Annotated in this window: 9 protein-coding genes; 1 reads left to right on the top strand and 8 read right to left on the bottom strand. The window is 65.3% G+C overall.

From position 1 onward, the window contains the following. Positions 1 to 2 precede the first annotated feature (2 nt). The 8 genes from DKG74_RS20315 to DKG74_RS20280 all read right to left on the bottom strand — a co-directional run bounded on the left by DKG74_RS20315 (position 3) and on the right by DKG74_RS20280 (position 14,198). On the bottom strand, positions 3 to 2,057 hold the full coding sequence (locus DKG74_RS20315) for a UvrD-helicase domain-containing protein (protein ID WP_109908012.1): 2,055 nt from the start codon (positions 2,055 to 2,057) through the stop codon (positions 3 to 5). Positions 2,058 to 2,067: 10 nt separating this feature from the next. After that, on the bottom strand, positions 2,068 to 3,000 hold the full coding sequence (locus tag DKG74_RS20310; protein ID WP_109908011.1) for an HNH endonuclease: 933 nt from the start codon (positions 2,998 to 3,000) through the stop codon (positions 2,068 to 2,070). A 1-nt stretch (position 3,001) separates the two neighbouring features. Next, positions 3,002 to 5,959 (bottom strand): site-specific DNA-methyltransferase, encoded by a 2,958-nt coding sequence (locus DKG74_RS20305; RefSeq protein ID WP_109908010.1) that lies wholly within the window; start codon positions 5,957 to 5,959, stop codon positions 3,002 to 3,004. Next, positions 5,959 to 7,833, bottom strand: coding sequence for a DUF262 domain-containing protein (locus DKG74_RS20300; RefSeq protein WP_207779443.1), 1,875 nt, complete (start codon positions 7,831 to 7,833; stop codon positions 5,959 to 5,961). The genes DKG74_RS20305 and DKG74_RS20300 overlap by 1 nt, the downstream gene beginning before the upstream one ends. After that, positions 7,830 to 10,826 (bottom strand): BPTD_3080 family restriction endonuclease, encoded by a 2,997-nt coding sequence (locus DKG74_RS20295; protein WP_109908009.1) that lies wholly within the window; start codon positions 10,824 to 10,826, stop codon positions 7,830 to 7,832. The genes DKG74_RS20300 and DKG74_RS20295 overlap by 4 nt, the downstream gene beginning before the upstream one ends. Positions 10,827 to 10,993: 167 nt before the next feature. After that, positions 10,994 to 11,746: a LytR/AlgR family response regulator transcription factor gene (locus DKG74_RS20290; RefSeq protein ID WP_165837789.1), complete on the bottom strand. Its 753-nt coding sequence runs from the start codon at positions 11,744 to 11,746 to the stop codon at positions 10,994 to 10,996. Continuing rightward, positions 11,743 to 12,783 carry a sensor histidine kinase gene (locus DKG74_RS20285; RefSeq protein ID WP_109908007.1) on the bottom strand — a complete coding sequence of 347 codons (1,041 nt, stop codon included), beginning with the start codon at positions 12,781 to 12,783 and terminating at the stop codon, positions 11,743 to 11,745. Before DKG74_RS20285 ends, DKG74_RS20290 begins: the two co-directional genes overlap by 4 nt. A gap of 302 nt (positions 12,784 to 13,085) precedes the next feature. Further along, positions 13,086 to 14,198: a sensor histidine kinase gene (locus DKG74_RS20280; RefSeq protein ID WP_165837788.1), complete on the bottom strand. Its 1,113-nt coding sequence runs from the start codon at positions 14,196 to 14,198 to the stop codon at positions 13,086 to 13,088. Positions 14,199 to 14,412: 214 nt separating this feature from the next. Between DKG74_RS20280 and DKG74_RS20275 the strand changes: the two genes are divergently transcribed. Next, on the top strand, positions 14,413 to 24,112 hold a 9,700-nt coding region (locus DKG74_RS20275), incomplete at its 3' end, for an MBG domain-containing protein (protein WP_165837787.1).

Below are 24,112 nucleotides of genomic sequence, written 5' to 3'. Positions count from 1 at the left end.
GATCAAGCGTGTGCGAAGTCCGCCAGATATTCCGAGGTCGGGGTGACCCCGGTCAACAGCAGGTGTTCGCGCGCCCTGGTGCAGGCGACATAGAGCAGGCGACGCTCGGTCTCATAGATGTCGTCGAGTTCGGCTTCGTCGGCGGCATCGGCGACGCGCTCGTCGAGCGGCAGGGTGCCCTCGTCGCAGGCCATCACGACCACGGCGCGAAACTCCAACCCCTTGGCGAGACTCATGGGCGCGGTCGTCATCTGCTCTTCGCCGGCCAATCCGGCGACGGCGGCGCGGGCGCGCGGAACGAGCGCGGACGTGCGGACGAACAGGCCGATTTCCCGGGGCTCTATCCCCTCACTCAGCCAGCCGTCGACCGTGCCACGCACGGCCTCCGCTTCGGCGGCGGTACTGCCGAAGGCCATCACGTCGGGCGCCGGACCGTCGAATACCGAGACGATGCCCCGGCGCTCGTCTTCCAATCCATCGGTGTCGCGCAGAACCGTCGGCAGCAGCCGGTCGGCGGCGCGGCGGATCTGCTGAGAGGTGCGATAGCAGACCTTCAGCGTGTGCGAGCGGCCCCGCACGTCGACACCGAGGCCGGCCCAGGAGAAGGGGTGCTGGAAAATCCGCTGCCCGACATCGCCCGACAGGAACAGTCCGTCTGCCGTCGCGGGGGCGAGGGCGGCGAAGAACCGCAATTCCGCCGGGCCGAGGTCCTGCGCCTCGTCGACCAGGACATGATCGAAATGCTTCGACGGGCGCCGCGCCAGGGCCGCCGCAAGACCGCCGAAGACTTCCGCCCAGGTGGTATAGCGTTCGGCGGCGAGGGTGGTGCGCACGGCCTGGAACACGGGCCACAGGTGGGCGCGCTGATTGGGGCCGAGACGGTTTTTCCGGCCCATGCGCTGGACCGTCGCGTAATCGTCGAGCGACTCCAGGCCCCAGGCGTCGATGACATTGCTCCATTCGGAGAGCAGGAAGCGTTCGGTGAAACCCTTCAGGTTCTGCGCCTCGGCGGCTGCCGCCAGGCGCTCGCGCAGCACGCTGTCCTTGGCGATGCGGGGGCGGACGCCATGTTCGAGCTGGAACATCTGTTCGGCGATGCCGTGGAACGAGGCGGTGACGATGCGGGGCACCACGCCGCCGGTCTCGGGCGCCAGGACGAGCAATTTCTTGGCCAGGGCTGCCGCCAGGGGCTCGGAAAAGCTGGCCAGCAGCACCCGTGCCTTCGGATTTTCCCGTGCCAATCGGACGGCGCGATGAATCGCCACGATGGTCTTGCCGGTCCCCGCCGATCCGGCGACACGGGCCGGCCCGGAGAAGGAGCGTTCGACCAGCGCCCGCTGGGACGGGTGCAGGAACACCCCCCATTTCTCCCAGGGAAAGGCGAGGGCCTGCGCCAGTTCCTCCTGGTCGGCGATGGGGCGAATGCGCCGCAGGGCGTCGGGATGGGCGAAGGGATCGGCCGGCACCGGGGCGGGCACCGCCAGGCGGCCGGTGGCGGCATATTCGAGCAATGCCTCGGCCGCTTCCGCCGGCAGATGGGCCGCCAGGGCGAAGAACCCCTCCTCGCTCGCGACGCGGACATCAGCCAGCCAGTCCATCGGCACGCCGATCGAGAGCAGTGCATTGTCGTCCAGCGCGGTGAACAGCGGCGGTCCAGACGCATCGCCGCCTACAGGAGGAGGCGGAACGGTGAAATCGAATGTGGTCTGCGGCGCGACCTCTTCCACCCGCTCCCGCACTTCGACGATCTGGATGGCGCCGGTGCGCGGATGCGCCTCGATCCGGCGCCGCGCCGCCCAGCCATAGGCATCGTCGTGATGGCCGACATAGGCCACAAGGAGGCTGTCGCCCGTCCTGTGGACGATCAGGCGGATGTCGCGATTGACCCGTGCCGACCAGAAATGCGGGTCCTTGCTGTTGTCGACGCGATGCAGCTGCAAGCCGTTGCCGGCCGGGTCCATCTGAAGATCGAAGACACTGGCCTTCACCGCCTTCTGGTCCGGGCCGGCCAGGCGGTTGAAAGAGGCGGTGAACGTGTCCGCGATCAGGAAGTTCATGGCGATCTGCTCAAGACCTAAACCCGTGCTCGGCCCGGTGACGGGCGAGATATGCCTTGGTCGCCGAACTCGGCACCCGGGTCAGGCGCCGTGGCGCCGGGACGAGCTTGCGGTGCTCCTGGTCGAGCCTTGGCGCGAAAAGGACGTTGCCGTCGTCGTCGAATGAGATCAGGCCAGCGTCGAACAGCGCATCAAGGGTCGCGATCAGGGGCAAGCCGTTCGCCGGGGTCAGCCGCTCACGATTGTCGGCACTGCGCCAGGGAACGATATGCGAAGCCCGGATAGCCTCCGGGAGATCGCACCCGGTCACGGCGCATTGGCCGCCCCAGAGGCGCAGAACTTCCTTTCGGAACGTGCCCTGGCCGATCCGTGCGTCGATCAGTTGTTGGCGACTGGTCGAGCCGATCGAAGTGTCATTCCAAATATCCTTGAGGTCATTGGCAATATCTGCGGGTTTGGGGATGCTGACGAGCGAGCCCCCCTTGAGTTCGGGAGGGTGGGGAATTCCGCCTCTGCCCGCTCCGATCTGCACAAGCAGGGCTGGCTTCGCAATGCCAGCGCGCTCGGCGAACTCGGCAATTAGCGCGGGCGTCGGATCGACAGCGACGATGTAGCCATTGTCCAAGACAAACGTGGCTAGCCCCTGCCCATTCACGAATTTCAGGCATCCCGCATCCATTGAACGCTTTCGGCCCTCGGCGTCGCGAAACCTGTACGGCACGGGACGGCCCAATTTTTCCCGCATTCGGACGAGATGCAGTTTGAAATAGTTCGTTCGATCTCCGTCTCCGTTGCCTTTGACTTTCAGGTCTCGCGGTCGATACAGGTCGTGTTTGCTCTTCGAGAATGGTTGCGAAGCCGTGCTGCCGTCCTGCTTCACATAGTCCGGAATGTTGATTTCCAGCTTCACGAACGGAACGTTGGGTTCAAACTGTTTCTCCATTTCACACCCCAAACACCTTCATCACCTCGTCGCCGAAGTGGTTGATGACCTTGACCGCGATGCGGCCGCTTCTCGGCCGGGGGAAGGGGCGGGAGGTATCGGCATAGAGGGTGGCCCAGGCGTCCTCGTCGATCTCGGCCTTCAGGGCCGTCTTCAGGCTCTTGTAGGGATCGTTGGCGCCGAGGAAATAGGCGTGGCGGACGAAGAAACTCTCCTCGTTATAGTCGGTGTCGATGAACCAGGCGGCGATACCCTTGGTGTCGTTGGAGCGGATCTCGCCGGTGTTGGGGTCGAAGACGTCGACGCCGTTCACCTTCACGCGGATATCCGGCCCGCCGTCGTCGAGGATTTCGACATCCGGCTCGCCGAAGACGACGAACATGTTGCCGCGCCCGGTGTTCTTCAATTCCGCCGACATATGCATGTCGGGGTTGATCCGCGCCTTCAGGATCTTGAGACTGCCGAGGTTGCCGAGTTCCGAGGAATGGGCATCGAAATTGAAGGCGCAGGCGATCAGCACGTCGAAGCGGGCATCGACCGCCTCGCGCGCGGCAGCCACAAGGTCCTGACGGCCGACGGTGCCATATTCCGGCCCGATCAGGATCGCCGCCCGCCGCTCGGCCCCGTTTTCGCCCTCGACGAAGGTGCCGCTGGCACCGATGAAGTTACCGGGCCAGGGCGCGAGGTTCTCGAGCGTGATGCGGTCGCCCTTGGCCTGTTGCTTCACCCCCTCGGCCCGCAGGTAGTCGATGACGACGGCGGCGAAATCCTGCCCCGCCAATGCGGCGTCGGCGGGCGAACGCCGCCCTTCGGCCGCTTCGAGATCGGCAGCCAGGTCGTCCTCGCTCGCCGGCAGCACGCGGTGGGGCGACAGGCTCTCGACCGTGAAGGGCCCGGCAACGCGGATGCGGCCAGTGTCGACATAGGGCTTGTCGTAGAGATATTCGACATCGGCCCTTGCGGCGATCGAAGCGTCGATCTCCTGCTGGCGGGCGATGCGCGCCTGCCACCATTTCTCGTGCGCCGCGGCGGCGGCGGCAGGCGCCCCGGCCGGCAATTCGCGCGGGATCTGCCATTCCTCATAATTTTCGCCGAGGGCGGCGTTGAGCGCGTCGCGCAGCGGCTCCAGCACCGCCTGAAACTTCTCCCAGATGTCGTCGATCTGCGAGTTGTCCGCGATCGACTTCAGGGTGATATGGGGCACCCGTTCATAGACGAAACCCTGACGCAGATCGCCCTGCACCGGCGTATCGGCCGGCAGGCGCTGGCTCAAGGCCGCTTCCTTGGCCCTGCCCTCGCGGCTGTCGGCCAGTAGATACCAGGGATAACGCGCCGCCATCAGCCGCGTGCGCGCCAGCGCCAGGGCGACCCGGCTGGTATCGACAGTGATCCAGCGCCGGCCCCATTGCTCGGCGACATAGGCGGTGGTGCCCGAGCCGCAGGTCGGATCGAGCACAAGATCGCCGGGGTCCGTGGCCATCAGAATGCAGCGTTCAATAACCTTTGCGTTTGTCTGGACAATATAAACTTTGTCGTCAGTGAAGGCGCCGGTCTGTGTATCTAACCAAACATTACTCAGGCTTTGCGCGTCGAAATCTCGCAAATACCGCACATAAGATATTGAGTTGGCTGTTGGTAGAGCAAGGCGTCGCGCTCGTGCCAGTCGCTGCACTCCTACAGGGTGGTGGCATTTCCAATGCGAATTTTTTTTCCACGGGTCGAATACATGGCCCTCGAACGTGAATGGCTGCGGTGCCGATGCCCTGCCTTGAGAATACGCATTATCATGACGATATACGCGCAAATTTGGGCTTATTGCCGCCTCGTTTTCCCGCTCTTCCGCATTGAGAAAGCGCCTCATTGTGTCGGGTTCTTCAGCCCGAGTGAAGCGATCACCTTTGTCGTCAGCTAATGCTTTGCGTGCGTAGGGCACCCTGTACTTCACGGACGCAGATGATCTCGCATACCAAATTATGAAATCGTATGATCTGGCTAAGGTGGAGCTAGTGAACGAACTGGTTGTTTTAAAGGCGATGTCCGCAACGTAGTTCTCCGCTCCAAACACCTCATCCATCACCGCCCGTACCCGATGCACATTCTCGTCGCCGATTTGCACGAAGATCGAACCGCTTTCGGTCAGCAGGTCGCGCATGGCGGTCAGGCGGTCGCGGAGATAGGTGAGATAGGAATGGATGCCGTCCTTCCAGGTATCGCGGAAGGCTTTCACCTGTTCGGGCTCGCGGGAAATATCGGCCTGCTTGCCGTCCTTCACGTCTAGGCTCTGGGTCGAGACCTGCCAGTTGGAATTGAACTTGATGCCATAGGGCGGGTCGAAATAGATGCATTGCACCTTGCCGCGCAGGCTTTCGCGTTCCGACAGGCTGGCCATCACCTGCAGGCTGTCGCCCAGGATCATGCGGTTCGACCAGTGCTGGTCGTGCTGGTAGAACTCGGCCCGGGCTTCGGGGTCGAGGCCGTTGAAATCGGCGAAGAGGTCGGGCATTTCCGCCTCCGCCTCGCGCTTCGCCTTGGTGCGGCGTTTCAGGTCGTCGATGATCGCCTTGGGGTGGATTTTTTCCTGGATATAGAGCGGGGGGACGTTGACGATAAGGTCGCTCCAGTCCTGCCGGTCCTTGCCGCGCCAGACCAGTTGCGCGTCCGACAGGGTGAGGCTGCCGGTCTCGGCCAGTTGCTTCATCTGTTCGTCGGTGATGGTGATCTTCACGCCGTTCCAGATCAGCTCGGGCGCGCGCGGTTCCTCCTCCGTCCGCACCGCCCCTTCGGGCAGGGGGCGGCTCCGCGCGTAATGCTTCGGCGCCATGGGCGAGGCGTCTTCCTCCCGCCGGAAGAAACTCTCCATCTCTGCCGTCGGAATATTGCGGCGCGTCGCCTCGTTGTGCTTCAGGGCATCGACCTGCTTCGAGGACTTGCCGGCGGGGGTGCGGGGGCTGCGGGCCATCAGATCGTTTCCTCGTGTTCGCCGACGTGCTGCACTTCCGCTTCCTGCTCTTCATCGCTGTAATGGTCATCGGGGTCGGGCGGCGCCACAGTTTCCCGCACGGCATCCTTGCCCATGGCAGCCTCGATCAGACGCAGCAGGCGCGCGCGCCGGTCGTCAAAAAAGGCGGTGAACTCGTCGGCGCGCAGGCGGGCGATGTCGATTTCGTGAGACTTCAGGATGCTCTCCAGACGATCGGCGGGGATCGCCGGCAATTGCCCGCCGCCCTTCTCGAGACGCGAGAGGTAGGACGAGGGCGCGACCCCGCCGATGATGCGGTTGGTGCGTGCCGAAAGCGGCGTCTTGTTGATGATGCTGTTGTAGATGTCCGGTGAGATGCCCTGGGCCGGCTGCTTGCACCAGGCTTCGGGAAAAATGTGGTGGATGTCGACGTTCTCGTCGAAGAATACCGTCTGGTCGAAGGGTTGGCCTGACATGAAATCCTCGGCGCCGCACCGCATCAGCAGGGCGTGAACACCCTTGTAGGCGGCCGAAAGACGGGAACGCAGGGTGCGCAGACGCTCTTCGCGGAAATCAGCCCGATCGACCGTCTGGGGCAGTGGCCCGCCGGCGATCCAGCGGGGAACATCCCGAATATCGAGGGCGAAGCGGGATTCGATCGCTGAACCGTAGAGTTCGCCGAATACACCGCACCAATACCATTGCGCCAGTCGCTTGCGCACCGCGTCGTGTTCCCAGGTCTCGCCGAGTTCCGCCAGGATCGCCGCCAGGGGGGCAAGCTGCGTCTGATAGGGCAGGTCGCGGGCGCGAAATATCTTCAGGCCATGGAGAAATTTCGCGGCCTTGATGTAACCTTCCTCGACCATGCCGGCATAGGCGACATAGGCCGAAAGGGGCAGTTGCAGCAGGCTGGCGCGGGTCGCGCTGATCGCCGGCGGCTCCTTGCCCTCGGCCTCGGCTCTTGCCCGGACGGATTTGGTATGCAGCAGCGATATGGCCTGAAGAAATTCGACCGGTTCCACGTTGGCGAGAACCGGCTGCTTCGCCAGCCTGTCGCGCCGGGCCTTCCAGTCGTCGCGCAGGCGGAATGTCTGGCCGGCATACATGGCGGTGACGAGCTCGAAGGCGTCGAGCGGCTTGCCGCCGGTATTCACCTTCTCGAAGACGAGGCAGACCGCCGCCCGGCTGGTGTCCTTGCCGAGGGCGATGACCGGAACGTGATAGTCTGTGAAATTGTTGATCACGCGGATGGAAAATTCGTTGATCAGGGCCATGTGGTCCTTACGCGCTTCCATGTCCTGCAGCACCCAGGTCAGTGCCGCCTGAATCCAGATCTGGGCATCGAAAATGCGGTCGATCGGGAAGTGGAGGGCGGTGAATTGCGCGTCTTCGTTCGAGAGGTCGAGCGCGATCCTGCGACCGAAATCTTCCCGAATGATCCGGTCTTCTGGTGTCGCCACGATGGCATCCCGCCGGGCGACATTCGGATTGAGGGCTGCCCTGATGTCGAAATAGAAGTGGAGCTTGACCGGTTTATTCTTGGCGGTCTGGGTCTTGACGGCATTGCGGCTCGACGTCGACTGGTAGAGCGAGGTCATGCGCTGCTGCCCGTCGAGGAGATAGGCTTCGAGCGGCTTGCTGGCCGCCGGTGCTCCCTCGATCGGGTTGACGGCGAAGGCGACTTCCCCCGCCGCTTCGAGGGTCATCAGCGCGCCGACGGGGAAGCCCTCCGAAACCGAGGCCAGAAGATCGACGATCCGGTCCTGGTCCCAGACCCAGCCGCGCTGAAAATCCGGCAGTTGCAATTTTCCTTCGTGGCAGTCCCGCATCAGGTCCTTGAGGGCGGCAGGGTGAGTCTTGAACGACGTCGTCACTTGCTCTGCCCCCTCAAAGTCTCGACCAGCCTGGCGAAATCCTCTTCCATCACCGCCCAGTCGCGGAATTCGGCGAAGGCCCAGCGACCGAAGCCGCCCAGCGCGTTGACGCCGGGCACCCAGAGGTCGCGCGTGGTCTGGGCCTTGGCCTTGTCGCTCTCGTCCCGGGCGCCCTTCACTTCGAGGACGAGGTTGAGCGGTTCGGCGTCACCGACATCGAGACGGACCAGGAAATCCGGCAGATAGCGTCTGGTGACGCCGCCGTCGAGATAGGGGATCTCGAAGCCCAGCGCCTGGTTCTTGGCATAAGCCAGCACGCGCGGGTGGCCTTCCAGTGTCAGGGCGAGCTGTTCCTCCCAACTGCTGTCCAGCACGACATGGCTGATCTGGCAGCGGGGCGGCTGCGCGCCGGTCTTCCAGCAGGGTTTCGAGGTGATGAAATTGACGAAGCGGGTCGAGCCCTTGGGATTATAGGGATCGAGCACGGCGAGCAGGCGGCCTTCGCTGCCCCGGGTGCAGGCGATGTCGATCTTCTCCGCCGCGCGGGCGAGCTGGTCCTGATAGAGGATCGCGCCGACCGGAACGCCCCGCGTGACCAGATAGCCCTCGTCGATCCAGCGTCTCGCGAGGCGCTGGATCTGCGGGAAGAGATGCTGCTTGGGGAAGCCATCCTCGTCGCGGAAACTGGTATAGAGCAGGTGCTTGGCCAGGTTGAAGCTGATCTCCGACGGACGCAGGCGTTCCAGCACCTGCGGCGTGATCGTCACGCCGGCGCCGACGATGCCTTCCATCACGACCGAGGTGGGGCCGATGTCGGCCGGGGTGATTTCCAGCCGGCTGTCTTCGCTGAAGACCGCCTCCAGCTTTTCGGACGGCAGGTCGCGGCGGTAGCCGCTGACCCGCGGGAAGGTGATTTCCAGCGCGGCCCGTTCCTTGATCGCGTGGACACGGGTGACCGGCTTCGGCGCGGTCGGCTTCGCCACCTGGGGCGAGGTGGTGAAATCGAAGGGGATACCCATGATGTCGGCATATTCGACGTCGAACAGGCCGGTCTTCTCGTTCAACTCGTAGGAGCGGCGGCGCAGGCCGCGGCCCACCACCTGCTCGCACAGGAGCTGGGTGCCGAAGGCGCGGACCCCCAGGATATGGGTCACCGTGTTGGTATCCCAGCCCTCGGTCAGCATGGAGACGGAGACGACGCAGCGGATCTGCTCGCCCAAGCGGCCGGGGCGGCCGACGGTGTTCATCACTTCCCGGAGAAGCGCGCTTTCGCTGGTTTCGCCCTGGGCCGCGGCGGCGCCTTCGCGCGTTGCCAATTCGCGCTTGAATTGTTCGATTTCGGCGCCGGCCACGTCGCGGAACCCCTTGTCCAGGGCATCGCCGGATTCGATCTGGCGGGAGTCGATCAGCAGCGTGCGTGGGCGCGGATAGCGCGTGCCCTGGTCGTCGTAATTGCGGAACAACTCCAGGTGGCCGGCATGGAAGGCGGCGCGCTCGCCCGCCTCGGCATCGCCGCGCTCGAAGCCGGCGATCCATTCGAAGACGAGCTTCGAGATCGCGGTATTCTGGCAGACCACGATGAAGACCGGCGGCACGCCGATGCCGGCGCGCTGCCAGCGCTCGAATTCGCCCTCGTAATGGCTGTAGAGAGCGTTCAGGGCGGTTTTCAGGGTGTTGGGCAGGTCGAAGGGGCTGAGCTTGGCGGCGCCCGTGGCGGTCTTGGGCAAGTCCTTGCCGATGTGCTTCCACAGGTCGCGATAAACGACCGTATCGACCTGCACGAGGTTGTCGGTCACCGGCACGCGCGGCAGCTTGACGATGCCGCTCTCGATCGCATCCATCAGGCTGAAATCGGAGACGACCCAGGGGAACAGCGTGCCTTCCTCGTAGCCCGAGCCGCGCAGGAAAAAGGGGGTCGCCGACAGATCGTAGACGGCGCGCACGCCTTTCGGGAGCTTGCGGTCCAGCGCCTCGATACCATTGATCCAGAGCCGGGCGGCTTCCTCGTTTTCGGCCGCTTCCTTCTTGTCGTCGGCGGTCAGCGCGCCTTCCGAATTGCCGCCGACCTTGTGGCGGTAGCAATGATGCGCTTCGTCGTTGATGACGTTGACCCGCTCGAAACGCAGCAGCCTGCCGCAGGCCCGCTCCAACATGTCGGCATCGGTTTCGGTCGTGCGCAGCGGTTCGGGGTCGTTGCCTTGCAGGAAGGCCCGCGCGACCTTCGGCAGGGCCAGAGTCTCGCGATGCTGAAAGGCATGATAATTGGTGATGACGATTTCGGCGCGCCGGATCTCGGGCAGCATTTCCGGCGGCACCATCTCCCGCGTTTCATAGTAGTTGTCAGGCTCGCTCGGCAGGAGCACGCGCAGCCGATCCTTGATCGTGATGCCCGGGGTGACGATCAGGAAGGCGCGGGAAAAGTCCTTCGAATCCTTGCGGGCCGCATTGACGGCCTGCCAGGCGATCAGCATCGCCATCACCGTCGTCTTGCCGCTGCCCGTGGCCATTTTCATGGCCAGGCGGAACAGGGCCGGATTGGCTTCCTCGTTGGCCTTGCCGATCTGGTCCAGCAAGCCTTTCGTGGCGGCGCGCTTCGGTGCGACCTCGGTCAGCCAAATGATGGTTTCGGCAGCCTCCAACTGACAGAAGAAGGGGCGCGGGCCGACGAATTCATGATGGCGCCAATGTTCCAGCAGGCGCTGGGTGACCGCGGTGACACCCCAGTCGGCCGGATTGCGCAAGGCCCGCCAGCGCTCGACATAGCCCCGAACCTCATTGATCAGGGCGTTTTCGCTATAGGTCTCGAGATCGAGGGAGGCTTGCGCCGAAGACGCCTTCTTCCGCGAGGCGGGCACGGGGACGATGAAGCGCGAGGGCCGCCGCCCGCGCCGCGGCTCGCCTTCCAGTGGCTGCCCGTTCTGGTCCAGCGGATGATGCAGTTCCGGCGCGCGATAGGGCGAGTTCAGAATCGGCCGCTCGTAGAAACTGCTCACTGTCGTTGCCCCGCCGCAGATCTGATGTCCAGGGGTTGTATGCCCCTATGCTTGTTTGGCCCCGAACACGGCATTTGGCAAGGTTCCGATGTGTGCAGCGTCGGCGCTGTCGGAGGCCGATCGCTTCGGGCAGGGGGCCCGGCGGCGAGAGAGCCCCCGTGGATTGGTCAGGGGGCGATGTCGCCTTCCGTCGTGAGTGGGCCGAGCATCCGACGGAGGGCGCCGCGGGCGGAGCGGCCGACCTGAAGCGGGGTGTGGAAGCCCCGGAGATGGATTTGCGTGGTGTTGCGGTCGATGGGGACGATGCGCTCGATCTGCAGGGCGTTGACGATCAGGGATCGGTTAATGCGCAGGAACGGCGGTGTCGGCAGCAGCGTGTCGAAGCGGCCAAGCGGCAGGCTGGCCAGCATGGGGGCGCTGCCCTGCACATGCAGATAGGTGAAGTCCCGTTCCGCCTCCAGATAGATGATGTCGCGCGCCGGGATCAGACAGAGGCCCCGGCTGGTCGCGACTTGCAGGGTCTGCTGCTCGAACGGGGTCGGGCGGTGCAGGCGGTTCAGGACGGCGTCGGCGCCGATGCGTTGAGTCAGACGCTGGACGGCGATGCCGAAGCGATCGGCGGCGACCGGCTTCAGCAGGAAGTCGACGACCTGGAAATCGAAAGCGCGCAGAGCGTGGCCGGAAAATGCCGTGACGAAGACCACCTTGGGCGGGTTGGGCAGGGTCGTCAGCAGGTTGAAGATGGTGCCATCCCCCATCTCTATATCGAGAAAGGCGGCATCGGGCTGATGTTCGGCGATCAGCGCCGCAGTTTCCTCCACCGTCGCGGCTTCGCCAACCAGGTCGAGGCCGGCGGCCCGGACCAGCCGGCTGACGCCGCGCCGCGCGGCCGGCTCGTCGTCGGCGATCACCACCCTCATGACGGCGCACCTGACAACCTGAGGGTGAGCGCCGGACGGCCCTCCTCCCGGCCCTGGTCCAGCCTGTAACGCCCGGGGTAGAGCAGCTCCAGCCGGTTGCGCAAGGCCGCCAGCCCGGCATCCGCCATGTCGCCGCCGAGGCCGGCGAGTGTGACGACGAGCGCGCTCCCCTCGCGCCGGAAACGGATGTCGACCGCGACACCGCCGGCGGCGCCCGGACGGACCGTCTCCTGGAACATCGCCTGGACCAGGAAGGGCGGGATCGGGCATTCGCGGGCGGCGTCGTCTGCCGCCAGACTGTAGCAAAAGCCAGGCTCGAAGCGCATGGACTGGACCCTCAGGAAGGCCTCCAGTGCTGCCATTTCGACCGAGACCGGGACGGCCGCGAGATCGGCGGCCTCCAGCGAATAGCGCAGGTAGCTGGACAATTCCCCGAGCATGTCGAGGGCGACCTGGGGCCGTTCGGGAATCTCGACGGCGACGAAATTGATGCCGTTGAAAAGGAAATGAGGCGCCAATTGCTGTCGCAGGCGCTGCATTTCGGCCCGTGCGGCGGCCGATTCCGCCGCCGCGGCGCTCAACGCCGTCCGATTGGCCCTGAACTGGATGCGCAGCCACAGGCCGGCGAAATTGAAGGAGAGGAAGATGAAGAAGTAATAGATGAAGCGGTGGGGCAGGGAGAGCGCCAGAGGCTTCAGCCCGAGCCCGGTCAGGGTTTCCGCAAAGAGCGCGATCGCCACCATGGACAGGGTCGAGCCGCCGGCCAGGAGCAGGATGAAGCCCCAGGCCGCAAGGTCGATCGAGGTCGGCGGTCGGCGGTCGATCAGCTTCTGGTTGACGATCAGCAGGGCGACGAAGATCGTGTCCATGACCAGGGAAAAGACGATTAGCACCGCCTTGTCGTCGATCGCCCGATCACGCGCGATCAGCCCGAAGACATAGACCAGCACCGCGGCCAAGGCGAATGCGGTCCTGCCCTGCCGGCCGCTGGCGGCCGCACTGGCGTCCGTCGCGCCGCCGTGTGAAATGGCGATCATCGTCCTCGGTCCCGGTTCCGGTCGGCACCATTCTAAAGCGGTCAAGTGACTTTGACAGTCCCAAGGCGGCCCGTTTCGTCGACGATTACGCCTGCTTCGTCGATTTCCCTTTGTCCTGGAGGGCGTGCCCGCCGAATGATCCCGTTGCGCCCACCTTCGGCGCTAGGCCTTGCAACGCCGCCGTCGCCAGCCCAAACGCGATCGGCGGACGCGCATGCCGAACGTGACCAGTCCCTTGCCCACAGGCAGCGGATGCACGAGGGGGATGGCCCGCCCCACCGGGTCATCCCCCGCATTGCCGGTCAGGCCGCGACCACTTCCGGCGCCCCGGTCAGATGGACGGTGGCGCGAACCATGCGCCCGTCCTCTGCGATCTCGAAACGGTGACGTCCGGGGTAATGCAGGTCGAGCCGCTTGCGCAGATTGGCGAGGCCGGTGCGGGTGCCGGGCTTCGCCGCGTCCCGCGGCTCACGCGTCAGGCGGCCGGTGTTGGCGACCGTGACCACCAGGGCGCCTTGCCGACCGCCGAAACGCACGTCGATCTGCACGATGCCATCGGTACCCGGCTCGCCGTGCTTTACCGCATTCTCGACCAAAGGTTGTATCAGGAAGGTCGGCATGAATTGGTCGTGGATGGCCGGGTCGATGGAAAGGGCATATTTCAGGCGCGGCTCGAAACGCCCGGCCTGGACTTCGAGATAGGGTTTCAGCGCCGCCATTTCCGCCTGCACGAGATTGACCGGGACATCGGCCGTGTCGAGCGACTGGCGCAGGTAGTTGGCCATCTCGTGCAGCATGGCGAGGGCCTGGGCCGGCTGGTCCTGGATGTCGACCGCGATCATGTTGAGGCCGTTGAAGATGAAATGCGGGTCGAGCTGCTGGCGCAGGCGGCGGATTTCGGCCCGGGCGGCTTCCCGTTCCGCGGCCAGTACGCGCTGGTTTTCCTTCCACCGGACATGCAGCCACAGAACCAGGGAATTGAACGCCAGCGACACGAAGAAAGTATAGGAGACCCGATGCTGCAACAGGATCCTGAGCGGTTCGTCCCCGAAAATATGCAGGCGTTCCACCACGATCGTATAGCTGACCAGGAAAGCCGCTGACACCAACGAGAGCGGCACGAGGAACAGCCAGGCCGATATGCCCATGGTCACGATGCCTCGCCGCTGGATCAACCGGCGGTTGAGCAACATGGTGAGCAGGATCACCGTGTCGTAGACAATGGAGAAGAGGACGACGGCCGTCTTGTTCTCCATCGTCGGATAGCGCACCAACTGCCCGAAGCCATAGACCAGCGCGGCGGCGAAGGGGAACAGCGACCAGAAATGGTCGCTCTGCTCTGCCCTGCCTGTCGGCGTGCTGGGCGAAGACGTTGGTGGCAAGGGGGCAGGGGACGAGGCCGGTGGGGCAGACAATTGACCGCGGGCTCCGGGTGGCGACGTGAATCGCCCCATCCTGCAAGTGCCGGCCGGCGTCTGCAATCGCAGGTGCCGCCATTCCCGTTTCGTCGACGAAATAGCCCGCTTCGTCGACTGGCGATTGCGACAATTCCGCCTGCGTCGATCCTGATCCCTCGGGATGCCCTGTTGCCGGGGCCGGGGGAGCGTCATGGGAATCTGGCACAGGGACATGGGAGACACTGGCGACGGTCGGCGCGAAGCCCTGACCGGGACCACGGCGCTGGTTCCCGTCCGCCTGCTGATGCTCGCACTCGCGGGGGGGGCCGGTGCCGGGGCCGCGCAGGCCCAGGACGGACTGGCGGTGCCGACCGGCGGCACCGTCGTCGGCGGTGCCGCCACCATCGCCAATCCCGCCGCCGGCCGGGTGGTGGTCGACCAGTCCAGCAACCGCGCGGTGATCGACTGGCGCGGTTTCGATGTCGGGTCCGAGGCGACGGTCCGCTTCAACCAGCCGGATGCGGGCGCCATCACGGTGAACCGTGTCACGGAAGGCGGCGCCAGCCTGATCGACGGCAAGGTTTCGGCCAACGGCAAGGTGGTGATCCTGAACCCGAATGGCGTGCTGATCGCCCCGAACGGCCGGATCGACGCGGCCGGCGTGGTCGCCTCCACCGCGCGGATCGACGCCGGGAAATTCATGGCGGGCGACGCCAACCTGACATTCACGCCCGGCGGCAATGCCGGGGCCGAGGTCGCCAATGAAGGCACGATCACGGTCGAAGGGGCGGGGATCGCCGCATTGGTCGGGCCCCGGGTGCTCAACACCGGTACGATCAAGGCCGTCGCCGGCAAGGTGAACCTTGCGGCGGGCGAAACCTTCACGCTGGACCTGGCGGGTGACGGGCTGGTCGAACTGGCGGCTACCGGCGCGGGCCGCAAGCTCGAGCAGGCGGGCGTGGTCGAGGGCAGCACGGTGGTGATCTCCGCCGATGCGGCGGCGGATGTCGTTTCCAGCGTCATCAATGTCGGCGGCGTGACCAGGGCCACGTCGATCAGCCGCGACGGCGGCGAAATCGTGCTCGACGGCGGCCGGGGCGGCGTGGCCGTCACCGGCACGGTCGATGCCTCCTCGCCGACCGGGGCCGGCGGCACGGTCATCGTGACGGGCCATGCGGTCACTGTCGCCGCCGGCGCGCAGGTCAAGGCCGACGGCGGCACGACGGGCGGCACCGTGCTGATCGGTGGCGACCGGCGCGGCGGCGCGGTCGCGGCGGAAAAGCTGGTGCCGAAGCCGGTGCCGACCGCGAACCGAACGGAAGTGGCGGCCGGCGCCACGGTCTCCGCGACCGGCGGCAGCGGACGGGGCGGCGCCATCGTCGTCTGGGGCGATGCGCGGGCGTCGGTCTCGGGGCTGCTCACGGCCGGGGGGGCGGGCGGTGGCTTCATCGAAACCTCGGGCCTGGACGTGCTGCTCGACGGCGCCGCCATTGATGCCGGGGCCGATGGCCACTGGCTGCTGGACCCGACCGATTACACGCTGAACGGCGCTGCCGCGACGACGATCCAGACCAGCCTCAACGCCGGGACCAATGTCCTGATCGAAACCGCGGCCAGCGGCGGCGGTGCTGGCGACATCACGGTCAGCGCCCCCGTCACCTGGACCACCGGCGCCACCCTCGAACTCGCCGCCCACCGCAATATCACGGTCAACGCCGCCCTCACCGCCAGCGGCGGCGGCGACCTCACGCTCCGGGCGGACAAGACCGGGGCCGGCACGGGCACGGTTACGGTCGGGGTCACACCCACGCTGTCGGCCGGCAGTCTCTACAATATCTATTACAACCCGGCCGATACGGACAGCAACGGCAAGCGATACGACAATCCCCTGACCTTCAGTGCCAGCGGCGGCGCGCTGACCGCCTGGATGCTGGTCAACACGCTCACCGACCTGCAGGCGATGGGGGACAATCTCGCCGGCAGCTATGCCTTGTCGCGCGATATTGATGCCTCGGCGACCCGGACCTGGAATGCCGGGGCGGGTTTCGCGCCAGTGGGCGGCTATACCAATCGCTTCACCGGTACGCTGGACGGCCAGGGCCATGTGGTCGACGGGCTTTTCATCAATCGGGCGGTCACCTACACGGGGATGATCAGCGTCTCGAACGGCACGATCCGTGATCTGGGCCTGACCCACGCCAATATCACGGGCGGCTCCTCGACCGGTGCGCTGGTCGGTATGAGCGAAGGCACCGTAACCGGTGTATTCGCCACCGGCAGCGTGACAGTGGCCAGCGGCGATTATGTTGGCGGTCTGGTTGGGACAAGCTCTGTATCGCTAACCGATTCCTGGGCATCTGTCACCGTTTCGGCAGGCAATAGTTCCACTGTCGGGGGGCTTGTCGGGCGGAACGCCGGTCTCATCGCGCGTGCCCACGCCGGGGGTGCGGTCACCGGTCGATACGCTGTCGGAGGCCTGGTCGGCGATATCTTTAAAGGATCCATCGACGACAGCTATGCCACGGGGGCGGTCACGGCAGCCTTGGGCACGGCTGGCGGTCTTGCCGGGCAGACAATCAACAATTTCACCCTTTCGATCACCAATTCCTATGCGACGGGTGCGGTAACGGGCCCCAATAGGGTTGGTGGTCTCGTCGGCGCGATCACGCGGGGTACGGGTATCAATCCAACAATTTTTCTGACCGACACCTATTGGGACGCAACGACGACCGGCGTTGCCGTCGCCTATGGCGAACTGACCTCGGCCGCAACCATCGATGCGACAAATATCGCTGCCATGTCCTATGCCGCAGCCAGCTATGCCGGCTTTGATTTCACCAATACCTGGTATATCGCCGAGGGAAGCACCCGGCCGATCCTGCGCAGCGAATATTCGACCACGATCCGCAATGCGCACCAACTGCAACTGACGGCGCTGAATCTCGGTGCCGCCTATCGGCTTGCGAATGACATCGACCTCGGCGCGGCGCTGTCCAGGGCCGCCGAAGTCTGGAACACGGCCACCGGCTTCTCCCCGGTCGGGTCTGTGGCCACCCCCTTCACCGGCCGGTTGGACGGTGGGGGCCATACGATTGCCGGCCTCTACATCAATCGTCCTTCAGCCGATAATGTGGGCCTGTTCGGTGTGGCCCAGGGCGGCAGTTTCAGCAATCTGTCCCTGACCGGCATCCGCGTAACCGGCAAGGATTATGTCGGCGGTCTTGTCGGGCAATTGCCGACGGCGGTGACCACCGCGACCTTCGACACGCTCACCGTTCAGGGCGTGGTTTCGGGCGCCAACCGGGTGGGCGGTCTGTTCGGCGGATCGAACAATGTCAATGTCGGCATCCTGGACAGCACCCTCGACCTGACTGTGAGCGCGACCGGCGATTTCGCCGGCGGCGCGTTCGGCGATTTCACCCGCATCACTTCCGCCTTGATGACCATTGACAACCTGGCCGTGAAGGCAGCCGTTACCGGTGTCAATTCGGCCGGCGGGATCGGTGGCAGGGTCAACGGGACCTCCGTTACGCCGGCTGTCGTCAATGATGTCGTGGTCACTGCGGATGTGACGATCAGCAATGGCGGTGCCGGCGGCTTGTTCGGCACGGCCAACAGTGCATCGATCAGTAATGCCCGGGTCGATGCCCGCGTGTCCGGGAATTCCTTCGTCGGCGGGGTGATCGGCCAGGCCGATACTGTTTCCCTGGCCGGGATCGACGCTGCCGCGGTGCTGACCGGCACGGTGGGCAACGTCGGCGGGCTGGTCGGGCGTTACAGCATGTCCGCCGGCACGGCCACGATCGACGATGTTGCCGTCTCGGGGACGATTGCCGGCGCCGGGTCCCTTGTCGGGGGCCTGCTCGGCTATGCTGGCGCGTCGTCGGCGGGAACATCGCTGACCATCACCCGGGCCTATGCCGGTGTCGAGGTGGCGAATGCCACGATGAGCGCTTGGGGCGGCCTGATCGGCTATGTCGATACGCTCGCGACTGTCGGTATCCGCGACAGTTACAGTACGGGATCGCTCACTGTCAGTACCGCAATGAACTCGGGCGGGACCCGGCCGCTGGGCAGCCTGATCGGGAACAACGTCGGCAGCCTTTCCCTCGAAAGGGTCTATGCCAGCGGCGCGATCCGGGCGACCGGGACCGCGCTCGCCACCGGCGGCTTGATCGGGGTCAGCAGCGGCACATTGAGCGTTACCAACGGTTATTGGGACGCGGGCACCACCGGGCAGGCGACCAGCGCCGGCAATCTCGGCGCCGGGTTCGCCACGGCGGATGCCTTCAAGGCCGCGACCTACAGCGGCTTCGATTTCACCAATACCTGGTATTTCGCCGAGGGCGACACACGTCCCATTCTGCGCAGCGAATATTCGACCACGATCCAGAGCGCCCATCAGGTCCAGTTGATGGCGCTGGACCTGACCGCGTCCTACACGCTCACCCGCGATATCGACCTTGGTGCTACCCGTGCCAATGCGTCCGATGTCTGGAATATCGCGACGGGCTTCAAACCCGTCGGCACCGGTGCGACCCCCTTCTTCGGCGACCTGGACGGCGCCGGCCACGCCATCGACGGGCTCTATATCAAGCGCGGCAGTCTCGACAATGTCGGGCTTTTCGGCCAGGTCGGCAGCTTCGCCACCGATAGCGGTACGATTGCCAATCTCGCCCTGACCAATTTCGATGTCACCGGCAATCAGAACGTCGGCGGCCTGGCCGGTCGGGTCTCCGGCAATTCGACCTCGACCCATGGCTTCACCGGGATCGCCCTGAGCGGCAAGGTATCGGCCGCCGGCGGTGGTGCCGGCGGCCTGATTGGCATTGTCTCCGGCGGCAATCTCTCGATCACCGGCGTGACCGCCGATGTAACCGTGACGGCAAACAACGCGGCCGGCGGCATCGTCGGCTATTTTGTGGCGCCGAACCAGCAGGTCAACATTTCCGATATTGATCTGACGGGCACCATCAGCGTTACCACAAGCGCGGCCGGCGGTCTTGTTGGCACTGCCGATACTGGCACTTTCGCTTCGCTCTCCATCAGCGACAGCGCGCTTGATGTTGTTGTCTCCGGTGCCTCCGAAAGCGGCGGGATTGCCGGGGTGCTGCAATTTGCGACCGTCGATGACCTTCGCGTTGTCGCCAGGGTGGTCGGGGGCGCCACCTCCTCTGGCCTGGGCGGCCTGGTCGGCCGGGCCAGCGGCAGTTTCTCCAGGATCAGCGCGATCGTCGATGTTACGGGCGGTCATAGTCTCGGTGGTGCCTTCGGTTGGAATACGTCGGGCCCGGTGGCGCTGTCCGATTCGTCCCTGACCGGCTCGGTGACCGCGATGGCGGCCCAGTTGGAGAGTATCGCCGGGGGGGTGATCGGCAGCGCAGGCACGGGGGGGCTGACCGTCACCCGGGTCTATAGCGGCGTCGACATATCGGCGACGGGGGGGACGGTCGGCGGCATTGCAGGGGCTGCGCAATTGCTGACGGTCATCGACAGCTATGCCACCGGCAGCATTTCGGCCGGGGGTTACGCGGTCGGTGGCCTTGTCGGCTATGGCAGCCTTCTGTCCCTCACCAATGTCTATGCCAGTGGTGCCGTCCGTTCCACTCAGCCGGGTGGGATGATCGGTGGTCTCGTCGGCCTTACCGATGTTGCGCCAACGGTAACCAATGCCTATTGGGACATCGGCACCACAGGGCAGACCGCCGGCATCGGGGGCGGTACGGGCTTTGCCACGGCCAATGCCTTTACCGCCGCCACCTATGGCGGCTTCGATTTCGCCAACACCTGGTTTATCGCCGAGGGCAGCACCCGCCCGATCCTGCGCAGCGAACATTCGACGACCATCCAGAATGCCCATCAGTTGCAACTGATGGCCACCAATCTGACGGCCAACTATACGCTGGCCAATGACATCGATCTGGCCACTGTGCTGGCCGATCCGGGCGACATCTGGAATACGGCCGCGGGCTTTTCGCCCATCGGCAGCCTGGCCAGCCGTTTCACCGGCACGTTCGACGGTCAGGGCCATGTCATCGATGGCTTGTTCATCGATCGTCCCTCGGCTATCGGGGTCGGCCTGTTCGGTTCGGTCGGCGGTGCGGGCAGCCGTATCGCCAATCTCGTGCTTCTCGATGTCGATGTCACGGGGGCGGATTCGACCGGCGGCCTGATCGGCCAGATGAATGCTGGCCTCGTCAGCGATATTCTGGTGACAGGCAAGGCAAGGGGCGGGGATTTCACCGGCCTCGTGTTGGGCGACGGGATCGGTGGCACCCTGCAACGGGTCTCGGCCGAAGGCGCGGTAACGGGAACCTCCTCCGCCACCGGCGGGGTGATCGGCGGCACAAGTACCATTACGGTCAGCGACATATACGCCGGTGTCGACGTCACCGGCATCTTGGAGACCGGCGGTCTGATCGGGCGGATGGACGGGGCCAGCGTCACCCGCGCCTATGCCACGGGTGCGGTCACCGGCCACACGTCGACCGGCGGCCTGATCGGCAATGCGGTCAGCGGCAGTCTGGCCCAGACCTATGCCAGCGGCCGGGTGACCGGAACGGCGAGCGGCGTCGGCGGGCTGGTCGGGGCGAATGGCGCCGTGACGGCCGCCAGCAGCTATTGGGATGTCACGACGACCGGGCAGGCGGCCAGCCCCCTCGGCACCGCGATCGCCACCGAGGCCGCCGCCTTCACCGCCAATACCTATGCCGGCTTCGACCTCGGTGCCGGCTGGTACATGGACCCGGATGCCGCCGGCAGCGCGGTCGGCCGTCTCCGTCCGATCCTGCGCAGCGAATTTTCGACCTCGATCCGCACCGCCCATCAATTGCAGTTGATGGCGATGGATCTCGATGCCGATTACAGCCTTCGTCAGGATCTCGATCTCGGCGCCGCCCTGGCCAATGCTTCCGATGTCTGGAGGGCGGACAGCGGCTTCATGCCGGTGAAATCCGGCATCAATGCGTTCTCCGGCAGCTTCGACGGGGCCGGTCACACCATCGACGGATTGGCGATCAACGGCGGTTCGGCCAACAACATCGGCCTCTTCGGCCAGATTTCCGGCGCCACGATCCGGGATCTCACGCTCGGCAATGTCGCGATTTCGGGGGCGGGTTTCTTTTACGGCGCCCTGGCCGGCGGGACGGGGGTGACGGGCTCGACGATTTCGGGGGTGAGCGTCAGCGGCTCTGTCAGCGCCGGCAATTATGCCGGCGGCATCGGCGGATCGCTATCGGGCGTGTTTTCCGGTCTTTCCAGCTCGGCGACGGTCGCCGTCACCGGGGAGGCGGCTGGCGGCCTGCTGGGCGAGATGACCAACGCGGGCTCGCTCAGCCGGTCCTATGCAACGGGTAACATTACAGCCGGCGGCAATCTGGCCGGCGGGCTCGTCGGCGTTCAGCAGGGCCAGGCGGCCATCAGCCAATCCTATTTCACCGGCACGGTGAGGGCGGCCAATTATGCCGGCGGCCTTGCCGGGATCGTGAACCTCGGGGCGACGATCACCGACAGCTATGCTCTCGGCGCCGTTGCGGTCGGGTCGAATTATGCCGGCGGCCTGGCGGGGCGCCTGAATGGCGGCCAGATCAATACCAGTTATGCCGCGAATTACATCATCGGCTCGTTCAGTGGCGGTCTGGTGGGCTTGGCATCCTCGGGCACGGTCAACAACCTTTACTGGGTCAGCAGTGTTGCCGGCACACCCGGTTCGGCCGGCAGCGGGACATTGAACGGCTCCACTGTCCGCACGGTCAGTCAGTTGCAGGCCGGTCTGCCGGCCGGCTTTTCCACCGAAGTGTGGGGTACAATCGCCGGCACGGCCTATCCCTTTCTGAACTGGCGCTTCCCCACCGGGCCCAGCGTCTTTAGCGGCACCTCGGCATTTGCCGGAAGCGGGGTGTCCTTCACCGTTGGCGGGCGCATCGTCGGCCAGGCGATTGCCGGCAGTCAGGGCAATTTCTATGCGGCCATCGACCCATTGGCGGCGGGGGGCATGGCCATCGCGGCCTGGGACGGACGGCTGTTCGATGCCTCTGGCCTGACCTCATCCGTGGCGCGTTCGACCGGCATTGTCGATTTCGCCGCGGTTGCCGGCTCCACGGCCGGTCATGGTCTGTCCTTTCTCCTGTCCAGCAACACGCTGACCGTGCGCACGGCGCTGAGCAATCTCTCCAGCGTTATCGCTGGAATTGATGCGGCCGCCGGCTCCGGTCCGACCGGAAACTATCTCTTCTCGACGGCCGGTGGCGATCTTGCCGGGCTGCCCTACACTTTTGTCTCCTTAGCCGCCACCAGCAGTGCCTTTACCTTGGATCGCTCGGTCTATTCGGCGGGCAACGGCACCATATCGCTGGGCTTGTTGTCAGGTGGCGGTACCCTCACCATCAACAATGGCGCGACCCTGGGCGCGGCCACGACCTCGGGCACCGCCGTGGTGTTGATGGTGCCGAAGTTGATCAACAACGCCGGCACGGGCGCCGTTTCACTGACGGGTGCCGCACGCTATCTGATCTACGCCGATGATTGGGAGACCTCGTCCCTGGGGGGGCTTGGCGGGGCCGACCGGAATATCTACAACGCAACGACCTCCACACTGGCGCCAGGCATGGTTTCCGGCGCGGCATCGAAAATCATCTGGAAGCGCGCGGCAACCCTGACGGTTGCCATCGCCGACGGCAGCCGGACCTACGGTGCGGCCTTCAGCGGCGGGTCGGCCGCCACCATCAGCGGCCTGGTGAACGGCGATAGCGCAGCCGCCTACAGCGGCTCGATACATGTAACGGATACGACGGCGATCGCCGCCAATGCCGGTGTTTACAGCGATGTGCTCGCGGGCAGCGGGTTGCTGTCCTCGGCGGGCTATACGATTGTCTATCAGGCCGGCGATCTCACCATCGACAAGGCCGTGTTGACCGCAGGTCTGACCGGAACCGTCGGCAAGACCTATGACGGCACCACCGTGGCCACGCTGACGGCCGCCAACTACACCTTGAGCGCACCGCTGTTTTCCGACGTGGTCACCCTGCAGCCGGCGCTGACCGGGAGTTACGACTCGGTGAATGTCGGCACCGGGCGGACCGTCACCGTCTCCGGTCTCGCTCTCGCCGGGGCGGCGGCGGGAAATTACCGCCTGAGCGCCACAACCCTTCAGGCGCCGATCGGCACCATCACGGCCAAGGCCCTCAGCGCAGCGCTGACCGGCACGGCTTCCAAGGTCTATGACGGCACCACCAGCCTTGCCCTGACCGCCGCGAACTATCAATTGGGCGGCATCGTCAGCGGCGACGCGGTCGCCGTCGTCCCCGATCTTTCCGGTGAATTGACCACCGCCGGTGTCGGCACCGGCAAGACCGTCAATGTCTCGGGCCTCAGTCTTTCCGGCGCCAGCGCCGCCAACTACACGATCGCGCCGACCCTCTCCGGCTCGATCGGCACCGTCACCGCCCGTCCGATCACCGTCACCGCCGACGCGAAATCCCGCACCTATGGCGACGCCAACCCGGCGCTGACCTATGCTGTGACGGCCGGCAGCCTGGTGAATGGTGACGCTCTGTCGGGGGCGCTCTCGACTTCGGCGACGGGCGCGTCGTCGGCCGGAGCTTACGCCATCAGTCAGGGCACGCTGGCGGCTTCGGGCAATTATGCCCTGACCTACGTCGGCGCTGACCTGACGGTGATCAAGCGGGCGCTGACGGTAACCGCTGCCGACGCGACGAAGACGTATGACGGCGTGGCCTTCGCGGGCGGCGCCGGCGTGACCTATGCCGGCTTCGTGGCGGGTGAGGACGCGGGTGACCTGGGCGGGACGTTGAGCTACGGCGGTGCGGCACAGGGCGCGGTGAATGCCGGGAGCTACACGATCACGGCCGGGGGCCTGAGCTCGGGCAACTACGCCATCAGCTACGTGGCGGGCAGCTTGACGGTGAACAAGG

Origin of the sequence: Zavarzinia aquatilis, from assembly GCF_003173035.1 — a bacterium.
GTDB classification, from domain to species: domain Bacteria; phylum Pseudomonadota; class Alphaproteobacteria; order Zavarziniales; family Zavarziniaceae; genus Zavarzinia; species Zavarzinia aquatilis.
This window is presented reverse-complemented; position numbering and strand designations above follow the sequence as displayed.